Source organism: Mesonia sp. K4-1, assembly GCF_008017825.1.
GTDB lineage: Bacteria > Bacteroidota > Bacteroidia > Flavobacteriales > Flavobacteriaceae > Mesonia.
The window spans coordinates 228,879-244,680 of record NZ_VRLS01000057.1 but is presented as its reverse complement, the minus strand read 5'-3'; the positions used below and the strand labels follow the sequence as shown (position 1 = coordinate 244,680).

The 15,802-nt window shown below is 32.5% G+C and carries 12 protein-coding genes; 5 read left to right on the top strand and 7 right to left on the bottom strand.

Features of this window, described 5'->3' with window-relative positions; translation table 11 throughout:
• Positions 1-587: 587 nt before the first annotated feature.
• The 3 genes from FT986_RS11205 (at position 588) to hemN (ending at position 6,612) form a co-directional block, all read left to right on the top strand.
• Entirely contained in the window at positions 588-1,205 is a 618-nt protein-coding gene (locus FT986_RS11205; RefSeq protein WP_147865134.1) for a hypothetical protein, read from the top strand.
• Positions 1,206-3,176: 1,971 nt separating this feature from the next.
• Positions 3,177-4,979 (top strand): hypothetical protein, encoded by a 1,803-nt coding sequence (locus FT986_RS11200; protein ID WP_187248616.1) that lies wholly within the window; start codon positions 3,177-3,179, stop codon positions 4,977-4,979.
• Positions 4,980-5,211: 232 nt separating this feature from the next.
• Entirely contained in the window at positions 5,212-6,612 is a 1,401-nt protein-coding gene (gene hemN / locus FT986_RS11195) for an oxygen-independent coproporphyrinogen III oxidase (RefSeq protein WP_147865133.1), read from the top strand.
• A 1,917-nt stretch (positions 6,613-8,529) separates the two neighbouring features.
• On the opposite strand, the gene FT986_RS15960 is transcribed toward hemN, so the two are convergent.
• Positions 8,530-8,697, bottom strand: a complete 168-nt coding sequence (locus FT986_RS15960) for a hypothetical protein (protein ID WP_187248615.1) — start codon at positions 8,695-8,697, stop codon at positions 8,530-8,532.
• A 323-nt stretch (positions 8,698-9,020) separates the two neighbouring features.
• Between FT986_RS15960 and FT986_RS11190 the strand changes: the two genes are divergently transcribed.
• Positions 9,021-9,743, top strand: a complete 723-nt coding sequence (locus FT986_RS11190; protein ID WP_147865132.1) for a hypothetical protein — start codon at positions 9,021-9,023, stop codon at positions 9,741-9,743.
• Positions 9,744-9,778: 35 nt separating this feature from the next.
• Here FT986_RS11190 and FT986_RS11185 read toward each other — a convergent pair whose 3' ends face one another.
• From FT986_RS11185 to FT986_RS11160, 6 genes are all read right to left on the bottom strand, one after another.
• Positions 9,779-10,327, bottom strand: coding sequence for a thermonuclease family protein (locus FT986_RS11185; RefSeq protein ID WP_187248614.1), 549 nt, complete (start codon positions 10,325-10,327; stop codon positions 9,779-9,781).
• A gap of 111 nt (positions 10,328-10,438) precedes the next feature.
• Positions 10,439-11,341: a hypothetical protein gene (locus FT986_RS11180; protein WP_147865130.1), complete on the bottom strand. Its 903-nt coding sequence runs from the start codon at positions 11,339-11,341 to the stop codon at positions 10,439-10,441.
• 3 nt (positions 11,342-11,344) lie between these two features.
• On the bottom strand, positions 11,345-12,604 hold the full coding sequence (locus FT986_RS11175) for an ABC transporter permease (protein ID WP_147865129.1): 1,260 nt from the start codon (positions 12,602-12,604) through the stop codon (positions 11,345-11,347).
• Between the two features lie 3 nt (positions 12,605-12,607).
• Entirely contained in the window at positions 12,608-13,012 is a 405-nt protein-coding gene (locus tag FT986_RS11170) for a hypothetical protein (protein ID WP_147865128.1), read from the bottom strand.
• Between the two features lie 193 nt (positions 13,013-13,205).
• On the bottom strand, positions 13,206-13,412 hold the full coding sequence (locus tag FT986_RS11165; RefSeq protein ID WP_147865127.1) for a hypothetical protein: 207 nt from the start codon (positions 13,410-13,412) through the stop codon (positions 13,206-13,208).
• 92 nt (positions 13,413-13,504) lie between these two features.
• Entirely contained in the window at positions 13,505-14,149 is a 645-nt protein-coding gene (locus FT986_RS11160) for a hypothetical protein (RefSeq protein WP_147865126.1), read from the bottom strand.
• 458 nt (positions 14,150-14,607) lie between these two features.
• Between FT986_RS11160 and FT986_RS11155 the strand changes: the two genes are divergently transcribed.
• On the top strand, positions 14,608-15,780 hold the full coding sequence (locus FT986_RS11155) for a PD-(D/E)XK nuclease family protein (RefSeq protein WP_147865125.1): 1,173 nt from the start codon (positions 14,608-14,610) through the stop codon (positions 15,778-15,780).
• Positions 15,781-15,802 lie beyond the last annotated feature (22 nt).

Genomic DNA, 15,802 nt, shown 5'->3' with positions numbered 1-15,802 from the left:
TACCGATTTTTACTGCCCTTCGTTTTGTTCTAGCTCAGGTTATTTGTCATTTCGAAGAAGGCACGACTGAGAAATCTTATTATTAATTCGTTATATATCATAAGCATTCATTTATTGATTGTTCTCTTCTTTTTTGCATTGCCCAAAAAAGAACCAAAAAAGTCTAGGCTGACGAATCTTACTCTAAATTTATCGTTCGAGGTCTAAATTTTAAGAACTCACTTCGTTTAAACAGCTTAAAATTTTACGCCCTTTTCACTTTAAACCTGCCAGACGGACAGGCTGGTTTTATGAGCGATTTTTGATAAACCGAATGCTTTCTAAGAATATTTTATATTTATTGATAGAGAGGAATCCTAGGTCATACGTCTTATCTCGTTAATCTAAACCAAAGACTTACATCTCACCTCTATAATTTTACTTCATTAATTATCGTAAAACCGAGAGAACTTTCTAATACAATAGAATTATAGCAGCTCTTACGGGTTTCCGTAATATTCTTATAAGACAGGATGATATTTTAGCTGAGTATCTCGGCTTAGATAATATGAAAGCAAAGAGAGGTAAAAAATATACATCAAATTAACATGTCTAGTGTAGCAGAAAAATATATTCAAGAAAGAGCTTTACGTTTTTTAAAAGAGTTTTATAAAGAACACTATAATTTAGATAACATCTATACGCATTTGGAGGAAAGTACCTGCCAGCATCACCAAACCGATGATTTTCTTCAGTCTCAGAAAAAGTATAAGGAGAGACTTAAATCAAAACCATCACATCCTCTTAGTAACATCCGCAATTATTGGAAAGAAGCTAGGTTTGCCAACTTCGCTATTGCCATTGCTTTAATGGCGGGACTATTATCGCTTTATTTTACGCAAGAAATGCTTTGGTATTATAGAGGCTTATTTTTTTGGACTAGCGTCCTCCTGATATTTGGGTTAGTATTGGGAGGTCTCGCTGTCTTCACTTCAAGTTCTTATAAGTTTTTAGACTTTGCCATTCAAATCCATTTATACCCTACAGATGAAAAATGGATAGCCATTTCAAAAGAAAGTTTAAACTTACCTTACAAACTAGGTTTATTAGCGTTCTATAAGCCGCGAGATTGTAAACGATTTTTACAAGCCTGTCAATCTAAGGAGGTAGGCGTATTAGTGATTTCAAAAAGAAAAACGAAAATTCTTTATCGTCCAAAGTTGTAAATCTTAAAGCTGAGGTAAAACCATTTTTTTTTTAAGTAGTAGGGTAGATGCTGTTAGAAAGAAAAATGGATTTCTCAAACTATTTAAAATTTGAGGTCCATTTATTTTCAAACCTGTCAGACGAACAAGCTGGTTTTACAGAATACCTCCAATAGATCACATCATGCTATATTTGAATGTTTAAAGTTAAATTCAACATCTCAATCTTCCTAAAGTCATGCTGACCTTGACTTAGCATCTCATCCAGTTTAACATCTCACCTTTGTTATTTCGAAAAAGGCACGACTGAGAAATATATTTATTACTTCATTATATATTATAAACATTTATTGATGTTCTCTTCTTTTACTCATTCACTTTACTATTGCTTAAGTATTCGTGAATTTCCTACGTCAATTTTCATTGCTGAAAAGAAGCAAACCCGCCTGACCGGTCCGGGCAGGAATCTAGGCTGACGAAACTATTCTTAAATTTATCAACCGAGATCTAAATTTTAGGAACTCCCTGCGGTCAAACAGCCCAAAATTTTACGACCATCGATTTTCAAATTTCACAGAATACTTTCGATAGGCCGAATACTTTCTAAAAATATTTTTTCTATTATTAAAATAAAGTAAATTTTTCTTAGAAAGAGAAGTGACCTACTTTTCATGAACGTAGTAAAATCAAGAAAAAACTTAGCGGGGGATGTGGAGGATAGCCTAGCGAAGCGGTTTGCTATCCGCAGGATAAAGTTTTTTAGCTGATTTTCAAATTCAGGAAAATCAGTCTAGACTTTTTGTTACTTTTTGGGTAATGCAAAAAGTAAAATAGGTTTAATGTAATGTAGAATTTAGTGGGGGAGTATGCAGTTTAAGTTTCTGTATCTAAATGGGGAAGGGTTGGACTGTAAATCTCAAACTTGTCATTTCGAAGAAGGCATGACTGAAAAATTTGTTTAAAGAGAGTTGGTGTTTTTATTGAAGTTAAAGATACTTCGACTCCGCTTTACTACGCTCAGTATGACAGTAATTTTTTGATTCCGTTATAATTGTTTTAAAATAAAGATTTTTACTGCCCTTCGTTTTGTTCTAGCTCAGGTTATTTGTCATTTCGAAGAAGGCACGACTGAGAAATCTGTTTAAAGAGGTGTTGGTTTTTTATTGAAGTTAAAGATACTTCGACTCCGCTTTACTACGCTCAGTATGACAGTAATTTTTTGATTCCGTTATAATTGTTTTAAAATAAAGATTTTTACTGCCCTTCGTTTTGTTCTAGCTCAGGTTATTTGTCATTTCGAAGAAGGCACGACTGAGAAATCTGTTTAAAAATGAGTTGAGGTTTTTTATTTGAAGCTGTTTTATTAAGTAAGAGTATTTCTATTTTGAATATATCATTTTACTTTTTCCAATCGCTGGAAAAAATCTCTTCGGTGGAAGATGAACAAACTCCAGTAAATAATAAAGGGTTTACTTCCTATAATCGATAACCAAATTTCTTCCTTAAAGAGAGGATGAAGGGTTAAACATCCAGATCCCTTAAAATAAGAATATAAAATTTCTATAATAGAATCATCCCTAATCAACGCTCGATTATTAATTTAATAACGGAATAATAAATACATAAAAGGATAAAAATATACCTCATCTCCACCTTTTCCCTATAGATGCCCCATAGATAAGCCCTATCCAGTCCACACTAAGACTAGAGCGCTCTTACCACCTAACCACAATATTCCACGATATAGTGCGAGCATAGTGGAGTAAGTCTATGTGAAATATTTATTGAAAAGGAATTAAAATAGGCTAGGCTAGTTGGTGTTGTTATATCTAAACTCTCTATCGTATCAATAAGCTCTAAGTCCTACTTCATCCGACAAGTTTTTATGATAGATATTTATTCCTATTTAATAAAAGCAACTATGATTTAAGTCAGTTTTTGTTAGCATAGTAAAGGTCATATTTGTAGCTGTTTAATTTTCAATATAAAAAGATGAAATTATCTCAACCTATACATAGCTTTCATATTCCAGTCATGGGATTAGCCTTTACGATAGACAGTCCGATTCGGGTTGCTCATTACGGAATTTCATCAGTCATCTCCATTATTGACGATGAGCTGATGGAAAAAATGAATGCATTATACTCCAAAAAGTTCAACTTTCCTTATCAAGAAATATCAAAAAAAGAACAGGATTATCGCGCCAAGCGTATTACTTCTTATCTCAATTTAGTAGGGAAAATCGTAAATTTTAAATTTTCAAAATTTAAAACAGAGCTTTCAGAAAACACTTCGGCTTTGAAAAAGTTGATCACGATTCTACCAAATCAGTCTAATTTTAAAGCTGGTCTTTCTAGTTTACTTGCAGAGAGCCCTGCATCAAAGTCTACTATTGCAAGCTATTTAGAAAAGCATCTTATACCTGGTGAGATCGATGTCAACATTATGACCAAAGTAGATAAAGATAACTTTGCTAATCGGGAGCAATTACCGGTTGAGTTTAATGATGCCCATGCTTCACTACGTGGATTCGCTAATAGCAATCTAAGCTCTTCGGTAGTTCTTTCTGCAGGTATGAATCCTAGGTTATATAGTTATTTTGAAAAGTTTAGAGATTTTTTTCCAGATAGTAACGGACGTTTAAAAAAGAGAATTATCCTTAAAGTGAGTGACTATCGTTCGGCTATCATTCAGGGTAAATTCTTGGCGAAAAAAGGACTTTGGATTTCTGAATACAGAATTGAATCTGGGTTAAATTGTGGAGGTCATGCTTTTGCTACAGAGGGTTTTTTATTGGGACCAATTCTAGAAGAATTTAAAAACAAAAAGGAGGCATTAATACAAGAAACGCACGCTCTTTTAGTAAAAGCTTTAGGACAAAAAGAATATCCAACCCCAATACATCATTTAGATTTAAAGATTACCGTGCAAGGAGGGGTAGGAACCGCTGCAGAACATACATTTTTACAGGATACCTACCAAGTAGATTCCGTAGGCTGGGGAACTCCGTTTTTATTAGTTCCAGAAGCGACTTCGGTAGACCCATATACCCGTAATTTATTGGCCAAATCTAAGGAGCGTGATTTGTATTTAAGCAATATTTCACCTTTAGGCGTTCCATTTAATACTATAAAAGGGACCACCAACGAATACCACAAACAAAAGCGTATAGACGCCAATAAAGCAGGAAGCTCGTGCCCTAAAAAATACCTTGCCTTAAGTAAAGAGTTCGGACCTGAAGGGGTTTGTACCGCTTCAAAAAAATATCAGTCAGAAAAATTAAAAGATTTAGAAGCTAAGAATGGGAAGGTCTCTTCAAGCTGGTATGAGAAAGAAAAAGCTATCATCAACGAAAAAGCATGTTTGTGTGTAGGTCTAGCCAACGCCTCTTATATGGAACATGAGATGGATATAAAAGGACAGCAACAAGGGGTAGTGATTTGTCCAGGTCCTAATATTGCTTATTTTGATAAGAAGATATCCTTAGCGAAAATGATACAACATATTTATGGCAATGATTCTGTGCTCGCACCCACGAATCGCTCTCATATGTTTGTCAACGAATTAAAAATGTATATAAGCTATCTGAAAAACGAAATAAAAGATACTTCCGAAGACATTACGGCTAGACATATCAAGAAATGGCAAGCATTCAAAAACAATCTGAGTTATGGAATTGACTACTATCAACAGGTATTTCAAACCCATATATCTTCAGAATACACACATATTCAAGAAGAATTGCTATTCTATAAAGAGCAACTCAAGGCTGTACCAATTCCTGTTTTAGTATAAATTTTTGATTATAAGAGTTATATTCTTAAGGTTTAAAATGTGTTATTTATAGCGTGTCTTACTCCTGAATTTTCAAATTATTTAATTAAAAAAATATAATAAATTCGAATGCATGTTGTAAGAGGTATGAGTCTGTTAGGTCAGTAATGTTTGTGGGTAAAGCTGACTAAAGTCATAAAATACCCTACGCCTACGGACTAAATTTGCCACTCAATAACATATATGGGTTGATATGAAAAGTGATGCTTATTTAGTTTCAAAATACAATGTTTCAGGTCCGCGATATACAAGCTACCCCACGGTACCTTATTGGGATGAGGATAGTTTTTCGGTTACAGGGTGGAAAGAGAGTTTGATACGGGGATTAGGCTTTCGCGGAAGCTGTGCTGAACGCAGTCAATTAAGCGATAAACGATCAAGTATCAGTTTATACATTCACTTGCCATTCTGCGAGAGTATGTGTACGTTTTGCGGCTGCACCAAGCGCATTACAAAAAATCATTTGGTCGAGAAACCCTATATTCAAGCCTTACTAAAAGAATTGGGAATGTATGCCGAAATCATCGGTCATCGACCATTAATACAGCAACTTCATTTGGGAGGAGGAACACCTACGTTCTTTTCTGCTGACAATCTGGAAGACTTATTAATTGGCATTTTTGAGATGGCCGATATGGCTGATTCAGTCGAATTTAGTTTTGAGGGTCACCCTAACAATACAACACAGGAACATCTTAAAATGTTCAGCCGTAATGGATTCAAAAGAGTTTGTTATGGGGTGCAGGATTATAACGAGACGGTACAAAAAGCGATCCATCGTATTCAGCCTTTTGAAAATGTACAACGTGCCACAATAGATGCGCGTGCAGTGGGGTTTACATCTGTAGGGCACGATATTATTTTTGGACTTCCGTTTCAAACACAAGAAGACGTCATCAATACCATTAACAAGACCATAGAATTGATGCCAGACCGCATCGCATTTTACAGCTATGCGCACGTACCGTGGATAAAAGGAAACGGTCAGCGTGGTTATAGCGAAGAACATTTACCCTCACCAAAACAAAAACGAATGCAATATGAGATAGGTAAGAAAAAATTGTTGCAGGCAGGCTATGTAGAAATAGGGATGGACCATTTTGCACTTAAAACCGATGCGCTCTACAAGGCACAACAAACAGGTAACATTCACCGTAATTTTATGGGTTATACTTCCTCAAAAACCGATGTTATGATTGGTTTGGGTGTTTCTGCTATAAGTGACAGTTGGTATGGCTTCGCACAAAATGTAAAGACCTTAAAAGAGTATTATGAGCTATTGCGAAACGGTGAGCTACCCGTAATGCGTGGCCATATTTTGACAGAAGAAGACCTCACTATTCGTCGACATATTCTTAACCTTATGTGTAATTTTGAAACCTCTTGGGAGAACAATAACCAGTTTTTTCAAGAACTACCCAATGTTTTGGTACAGATTAAAGAGCTCGAGCGTGATGGCTTAATTAGCATTGAATCCCAAAAACTTTTGATCACAAATAAGGGGAAGGCTTATGTAAGAAATGTATGTATGCCTTTTGATTTGCGCTTAAAGCGAAAGAAACCCGAAACTCAGCTATTTTCGATGACGGTGTAAGGATCTGTTGATGATATTATAAAGGAGTGGAATCGAGAAATCTTGCAATTCAAAATTCAACTCTCTTGTCATTTCGAAGAAGGCACGACTGAGAAATCTTATTATTATTTTGTTTTATTTTATAAGCATGGATCAAATAATGTATTGCTTTTTATTTATATCCTTTACTTTTTCCCATCGCCGGAAAAAGTAACAAAAAGGTCTAGGCTTACGAATCTTACTCTAAATTGTAGGTTTGCAAGCTAAATTTTAGGAACTCACCCGATTGCCATCGGTCTCAAACAGCCTAAAATTTTGCGCTTACTGCACTGCCAATTTTACGAGTAATTTTCGATATGCCGAATGCTTTCTAAGACTATTTTATATTTATTGATAGAGAGAAATCTTAAATCTTACCTCTTATTTTACATTCTTGCATCTTGCATAAAAGTTGACCTATCTAAAAATATATTGAAAATCAAGGAAGCAGCGGTGGATAGAAAATGAAAAGCTGTTTGAGACCGACTGGAAGGAGGTTGAGTTCTTTTCATTTGTGGTTGCGGGTTTCGTAGTATTTTCTTATAGATTTTTAGTCAGTCTTGATCTTTTGCTTCGTTTTGTATCAAGATAAATCGATTTTAGAGATTCACGAATACTTAAGCAATAGTAAAGTGAATGAGTAAAATGAAGGAATCATTAATGTAATTTCTATCTAACAAGTGAAAGCTCAACTTCCATTGGTATTTGATCTTTTTTAGCTCCTTGATTTTTATTTTTAATTGGTACTTGTGAATTTCCTACGTCAATTTTCATTGCTAAAAAGAAGCAAACCCGCCTGACGGACGGGCTGTTTTTAAGAGTGATTTTCGAAATGTGTAATGGTTTGTATTCGTATTTTTACTTTTTCCCATCGCCGGAAAAAGTAACAAAAAGGTCTAGGCTGATTTTAGCCCTTCTTGAAAACCACATAAAAACTTTATCCTGCGTATAGCAATCGCTGCGCTAGGCTATACTCCTCTGCCCAATGCTGCAGCTTTTACTCGTTTTGCTACGAAAACTAAAAGTAGGCCACGTCATACCGTACTTGAATGCTTAGAATTAAATTGAGCATTTCAAATAGTTCAATTCAACTCTTGACATTCGACATTTACTGTCATGCTGAGCTTGACTCAGCATCTCATCCTGTTTAGCATCTCATTTTATATTGATTTTCCTTATCCCTGTCATTTCGAAGAAGGCACGACTGAGAAATCTTATTATTATTTTGTTTTACATTATAGGTATTTGATCTTTTTTGCATTGCCCAAAAAAGAACCAAAAAAGTCTAGGCTGACGAAACTATTCTTAAATTTATCAACCGAGGTCTAAATTTTAGGAACTCCCTGCGGTCAAACAGCCTAAAATTTTACGACCATCGATTTTCAAATTTCACAGAATACTTTCGATATGCCACATAGACTACACTTGAATATTTAGAGTTACATTGAGTATCTCATTCTTGTCATTTCGAAGAAGGCACGACTGAGAAATCTCTTTAAAAAGGAGTTGGGTTTCTTATTCATAGATTTTTCATCAAAAAAAACATTTACATGAATCGATGGTGAGGAGTGTCCACCTATCTTGATCATGAAAATATAAATCTGATATCTCATCTCTAATATAAATGTCGAGGCTTATGAACCTCGGTTTAATTTATTATTCAAAGTCTAAATTTTAGGAACTCACTTGCCCCAAACAGCCTAAAATTTTACGCCCTTTTCACTTTAAACCCACCAGACGAGCAGGCTGATTTCACGAATAATTTTCAATAGGTGTAATGGTTTTAAGGTATGTTTTATTAACTGTAGGTGTATGTTTTAAAATATACTACTTTCAGCAAAAAAAAAGAGGAACAGTAAATTTTTACCATTCCTCTAAATTTAAATAAGTGTATTTATCTTAGCCTCCTTGTTGAGTACTATCGATCACTGTAGGAGGAATATCTCCTTCTTCATCACAACATTTTGTTGCTCTCGGATTTTGTGGTTCATCCATCTGTTGGGGTGTACATGAAAATAAAGTGATATTGAGGAAAACCGTAACTACTATTACATATATTTTTTTCATTTTTGTTTAAATTAAAGATTAGACATAGGACCATCCTCCTCCTTTTTAGGTGGTTATTAGAATGGTAGGTAAGAACAGGACGTCTCTATTCTTGTTGAGAAGTAGCGTGATTAAGCAAAGAGCAAATACTTCTCTACTTTGCCTTTTACGTTAATCACGCAGTTGTATATGATTTTCGCAAGCCTTTGCGATAAGGCACTAATCATAGACAAGACAAATAAAAAAAATGATGATGTAACTAGCTGGAAATTAGCTGGAAGAGTTTTGGAAAATACTTGGAATTCAGATTTCCAAGTCAGTAATAAAAAATTGAAGGGCAGAATATGGCACATAAATACTTAATCATTAAAGCTTTTGAAAAGGCGTTTGTAGAATTGGAGCAACAAGGCATAAAAAAGCCTTCCAAACAAAAAAGAGCTGAACTGCTTTCAGATTATGTGAAAGAGGTCAGTGATTTTCATTTAGGTGAAAAAACCTACCGTAATTATTATAATGATGCTGTAAAAAAAGTAGAAGAAGTGGATGATATCCAGATTAATTCAGAGGTAGTAGCTGGACTTTGTGCTTATTTAAATTATAAGTCTTATCAGGAGTTTTTAAAAGAGACCCCACCACAAATAAAAAAATCTAAAAATCAATTACTAAAGCCGCATCAAAATTATTCGTGGGTTTTGGCACTTATCTTGTTATGTGTTACTTTTTTTATAGTTGCTTATTGGACACATCCAGAGCAGCGCTGGATGATTTGGAATGAAGATCATTACGAGGAAATAAATTTTGATCCGAAAATTTATAAGGCTGGTATGCTAGAAATCTATCACGAAGAAAATCTCAACTACTTTAAAAAATTAAAGGTGAATTGCGATACTCGTTTTTTCTCGGCAGAAGGTGATGTATTGGTATGGTATGGTAAAAGTAAGGAGGGTACTGTAGAATGTTTTACAGCCCCTGGTTTACATCCTAAAACAGGGAAGACTCTTAAAAAGATCACCCATTATATGATTGATAAGTATATTTGTTCTTCAGATTCAGATGATCTGAAATAGCCAAACATTTAAGCATTTCGAAACTTTTATTTACGCTAGCGCTTTCTAAAATCCCAAGGAGCCATAGGAGATTCGAGTCTCCATAAACCTAAGTTATGTTGGGAAGCTTCTTTTTCTAAGGTTGCATAGGTAGTATTCTTAGAGTACTTCTTAAAATGCCACGCATAACCTTTTTTTACCATTTCTTGATTTACATTGATACCATTTGCATTTATAATCTCCCCAATAATTCTACCACCCATATCAAATTCTGCACGAGTAATTAAAGTAACTTCTTGCCCTAAGCACAATTCTTCCAATACTTGTTTTGCTTCTATTCCATAGGGTTGATTTCCTCTAATCTCTGGAGCATCGATATGTTCAAAACGAATCATTAAGGGGAGTTCATTATTATATAGCATTTCTGCAGTATCGCCATCTACCACACGTAATACTTTTCCATTTAAGGCATATATTTGATCTTCGTTTTCTTGAATTTCATTTACATGCCGTAGAGAGGGCTCACAAGCAATAATTAATACTCCGACGGTGTAAAGGATTATTTTTTTTAACGGGAAGAAAACTGAAGAAATTTTATATTTCATAGACATATATTACTATAAGTATCAACAAAGAAAAGTATAATTACTGAATTTAAGATTTGATATCTCAAACCTTCTCTTTTATTCCTTCAGTTATATAAATTTATTTAAGGATTACTCTAAAAATTCATTAATTACTTTATTTAAATTTGAAGGAAGGTCTGCATTATACAATTTAAACTTTTTCACACCTAGGTTTGTTAACCATTCACTCCAGTATTTTTTTATTACATCATTCTCAAAATTATTTTTAGGATCTGGATTTATACCTAATACTAAAACTTCTAAGTTATTTAAATTTTGTGGTGTGGTTATAAAACCATATCCTTCTTCTTTAAATTTATTTTCCCAATTTAAATTTGTAAGTTTTTCTTTTCTAATAAATTGTGGAGTAAGGTAACTTGTTTTATTTTGTTCTCTTCTCTGATTATTTTGGTGATAAATATAACCATCAGTAAGTAAGACAAGAACATTTCTATAATCATTATCTAAACAATAATCTTCTATATTATTTTTAAAAAACCCCCAGGTGTCGGAGCCAACATATTGATTATCTTCAATGGCAAGCTCATAAATTCTTTTAGGTAATTTGCTGTAATTTTGACTGAGATTTTCTAAAGCTTCTTTGGTTACATTACCTTTATTAAAATGAAATTTAAGTTGGTTAGAAATAGAGTTAATTTCAGCGTTGGCAGGTTCGGGAGCAAAGTAAAGTTGAATCTTATCATCAATCTGAATAACTTTCTTATTCATAAGTTGATTTTTAAAGACATCTGCCAGTATTTTAATATAAGCGATATCTCGTTGATAATATTCCATAGTGGGGTTTGAATATTTCTCCGGATTTATTCGATCTGATAAGTCTAAAAGAATACTAAGATTAAGATTTTGACTTGTCTTTTTCTTTGTTTTGGTAGGATTAAAATCTGTAATCTTTTTTGAAGTATTTTCTTGTTTAGGGTCACTTTTACAACTTATAATCAAGCATGCTAAAAAGATAAAAATATATGGTTTCATAAATTAATTTTTTGAATAGATTAGTTGTTGGATGTCATTATCAACAAGTTTTAAATCCTTTAAATGTTGTTGAGTAGTTTGGTCACAAGACTCTAAGAGTTCTATTTTTTGTTTTGTAGGGAGAGCAATTTCAGTATTGATAGCTTGAAACCAACCTTCTTTATACTGGTTGTGGTACAATAAATATTCTTTTATTGGAAATATGAAACCATTAATCTTAGATTGAACTTCTTCAATTTTTCCTTTAACCTCGGAAATAAGTCCTTTAAAATCTGAAATTTTATCATTGAGTTCAATTTTAACCTGCCTAAGGTTTTTGATTTCTTCTTTCTTATTTTGTATAAACAAATTAATTTTATCTAGATTCTCATACTCCTTCATAATATAATCAAAGACGAGCCCCCATATAATATACACTACAAAGCCTGCAAAAATAATCATCCAGAATTGGGCCTCTTGTAAAGCAATGCTGAGGTCAAAATCAGGAGAATTGAGTGTTTTATTAAAATCATAAATTTTTTGTTCAATTGAATAAGCTAAAAGAGCATCAAAAGCAAAGGTTATAAGTAGAAGAGCTACTAATTTTAAAGAGTTTAACCAACCTTTTCCTTTTTGCATCATATGAATAACATAACCTAAGCCCATGAATACGAATGGAATTGTGGTAACAAGAATGCCCTCTAATAAGCTATCGTTAAAAGCATTATTAAATGCGTCTTTATCGAAAATTGCGGCTACTAATGCATCTACTTCAAACTCTTTGAAAAATGCAGAATAAGAAGCTGAAACATAGAAAACTAACAAGTATAAGGTAATAGGGATTAAAACTAGTATTCCAATATAAAATTGAGCTTTTGGACGTTTATCTGCTTCAACGCCATATTTTGTAGGATTATTTTTTACATCAATGATTTCTTTTTGATGTTGCTCTACCTGTTGTTTATTTTCTACTGCTTGTTCTTCAAAGATAGATAGACCCGTTTCAAACTTTTTTAATTCGGTTTTTAAACGTTCTTGTTCTTCTTTATAAGGTTGTTTTAGTTTTTGTTGCTCTACTTCTTGTCGACGGCATTGATCTTCAAAACTGGCAAATAAATTTTGTAAGCAAGCTTGAAGAACAATAGGTTTACCAGAGGCTTTGGTAGAGGCAGCAAAACCACTTTGATAATATGTAATTCTAATTTGTTCAAGATCTTCTAAAGTATCTATAGTTTCATTATCTTCAGAAATCTGTTTGGTTTTAAATAGCTTTTTAAGGTCCATAGGTTAACTATTTAGAGTTTTAATAATATCTTCTTTACTTATTCCTTTTTTTATACAATCTAAGAGGTACTCACATAGCTGTTCTACATTTTCTTCTAAAAACTCAAATTTCTTACAGTATTTAATCAATGTGTTTTTTTCGTCCTCCGTGATGATTCCATCAACTAGAATCATATAAGCTAAATCATATAAATACTCTATACGAGTGTTGATATCTTTAGGGATAGTAGAAGTGTGATCTACAGGATTTAACAATAAACGGTCTAGTTCTTCTTTAGGTACGTTTCGATCTTCCGCAAATTTATATAAGGTTTTAAGCTCCAAGATATCAAATTTATCATCGGTAAGGGCCATTTGATATAGCCGTAAAAAGTGACTTTTTAATTCGGTAGAAATAGTTGATTTCATTATATATTAGTTGTTATATTGAATTATTAGAAGAGATATATGTAACCTGAAGTAGCCTTTCTCTTTATTAAAGTAACCCACTTTATTTATACAAGTTAGGAAAGGCTGTTTTTATACAGGTCTTTTTGAATTCTATACCTAATTTTTTTACCAAGTTTATTTTTCTTAAATGCAAAATTTAGATTCTTGATTTTTAAGAAGTATGGCAGGGTAGGCAGCAGTAATAACAACCGTTAGTTTGATTGTAGTATTCTTTAGATTTTTGTACAGCACTATCACAATTACTGTATTTTCCCAAAAGAATTAAATTTTTATCATTGGGTAATTGGCTACACGATTCGATATGTACTTCGTGATCTCCGTTTGTTTGTGCATTTTTATTTACATAATAAGTTTTCATAAGAAATGGTTTTAGAATGAGGTGGAAAATTAAATGTTTTGATAATGAGTTAATTACGGTTAACCGTAATTAACTCATTTATTTAAGCCCATTTATTCTAGGCTAGTACCATCTGTGAAGATTATTTTTTCAGGAGTCCATACGATGATAAGATCATCTAAGTCTTTAGATTTAAGTATATTATCTTCATCTTTAAATTGATTATAATCAGTGGTGTAAGTTCCTTTGTAAGTTTCACCAGCAGGAATAGGATCATCTATAGTTAAACTAATGGATTTAATTTCTTTTTCAAAAAGATTTTGAATAGATAATGTACCTGTAAAAGCTCTTATATCCTGAGCTGCTTTATTTTCAAAAGCAAGACTATAGGTTAAATACTCTTCATAATTATATTTTTCGTAACCTTTATCGTACATAGCTAAGGTAAGTGCTGTATTTAAGCGTTGTCGTTTTTCCTCTTCTTCTTTTTTAGTTTTTTCAGCTAAAATTTCTTCTTCTTTTTTATAGTCTTTAGCTTCCTCTAAAATTTCTCCATACGTTTTTCCTTTTAAGTCGATATCTTTAAATTTTGCACGAATCATCCAACCTGCTAACATTTGAGTATCCTCCTCACTTAAACCTGATTCTTTTAGTGCTTTCGCGTCTTCTTCGAGCATATCTTCGTTGTATTCTCTATCTAAAGGACCAGAGCAAGAAACGATAAGGCTAATAACGAAGAGTAGTAAAATTTTTTTCATGAGCTTCTAATATTTAATGAATATTTGTTTTTGTAAAAATTTAAAATATTAGGAAGTAATCCTTACGGAATACCGTAATGTGTTGAATTTGAGTAGAGAGAAGCGATCTTTGATGAGAAATAAAAATAGCTCTATGATCAATTTTGACAAGATAGTAGAGGAGAGGTAGAAATCTATGTTTAAATTTTTAGCAATAGATATATGAGATTCATCATAAAACTATTTTAGGCCAATACAACATTGATTTTTGAATGGCTGTTTGTAACTCTATTCAGCATAATACTGTCGAGGTTATAAATTTAAATATGGTTTCCCGTAAACAGCAATCAATTAGTTTAGTTAGTATTGAAGTTGTGTAGCAATACCTGTAAGATCTTTCTTATTTATTAAAAACCATTTAAGTATAGTATGATATCAACAGTTTTAGGACTAAGTCAAATAAATAAACCCTAAGTTTTATGAAGAAAAAATTAAATAAAAAAAAGAAAACACTTGAAGATTTAAAAAAGTTTTTACTTGAAAATGATATCCCTAAGCTAAGAGGAAAACCACAAACTTTTTTTGGGATAGCTAAGCAACCGCATTATGAAGATGTTCTTACTAATTGGTATGCTTTTTTCTTAGATGAAAATGAAGAACATAATTTACATGATCTTTTTATACAATCACTTTTAGAACTTATTCAAGAGAAAATTGGGAATATAGGATCAAACACACAACAAAAAAAAGAACTAAGATTTGATACGGGTTTTACTTGTCTTACTCAAAAAACTACACTTAAGAACGGCAGAATAGATTTAGTAATAGAGTCTACCGATGCAGCCATTATTATTGAAAACAAGGTATATCATTTCTTAGCAAATGATTTGGAAGATTATTGGAGCTCAACCCAAAAGCAAAGTAAAAATAAAATAGGAATCGTCTTAACTTTACAACCCAAACCATACATAGATCATGCTCACTTTATTAACCTTACTCACGTAGAGTTACTTACTAAAATCTATAATAATATAGGAAGTTATCTGGTAGAGGCAACACCTAAATATATAACTTTTTTAAATGATTTTCATCAAAATATTATCAACTTAAGCGCACCTGTAATGAACCCAAAAAACTTAAATTTTTATTATCAATTTCAACAAGAAATTAATGAATTAGTCACTTATAAAAATAAGGTTAGAGAATATATTGAAGAAGAAATCAAGAAAAGCTTTTCTATCTTAACAGAAAAAGAAAAATTAAATGTAAAACTCAATGAGTCTAAAGGAAATTTAGGAAAGCGGATTACCTATTTTGAACATAAAGAAAATAAAGACCTTATGTTTACCATAAGTTACCATGGCTTACTAGAAGAAGAGCATTTTATCAGGTTAATTGTAGAGCTTAAAGGAAAAGCTTTAAAAAATAAAGAGGTCTACGGGAAAATTAAATTTAACGATCAAGAAAAGGAACTCATTAGTGATAGTTTTTATACCTCTACAAATAAAGCTTACGCGCATTTCGCAATTAAAACCTATCATTTACAAGAATCTGAAATAGAAAATTTAGGAAAGTATATTGCAGAAAAATTAGAAGAGAAAGGTTTTATTTCTATCTTCAAAAAATTAGAAGCAGAGCTAGTAACCGCTTAATCTCACTACTTTTTTCTATTTT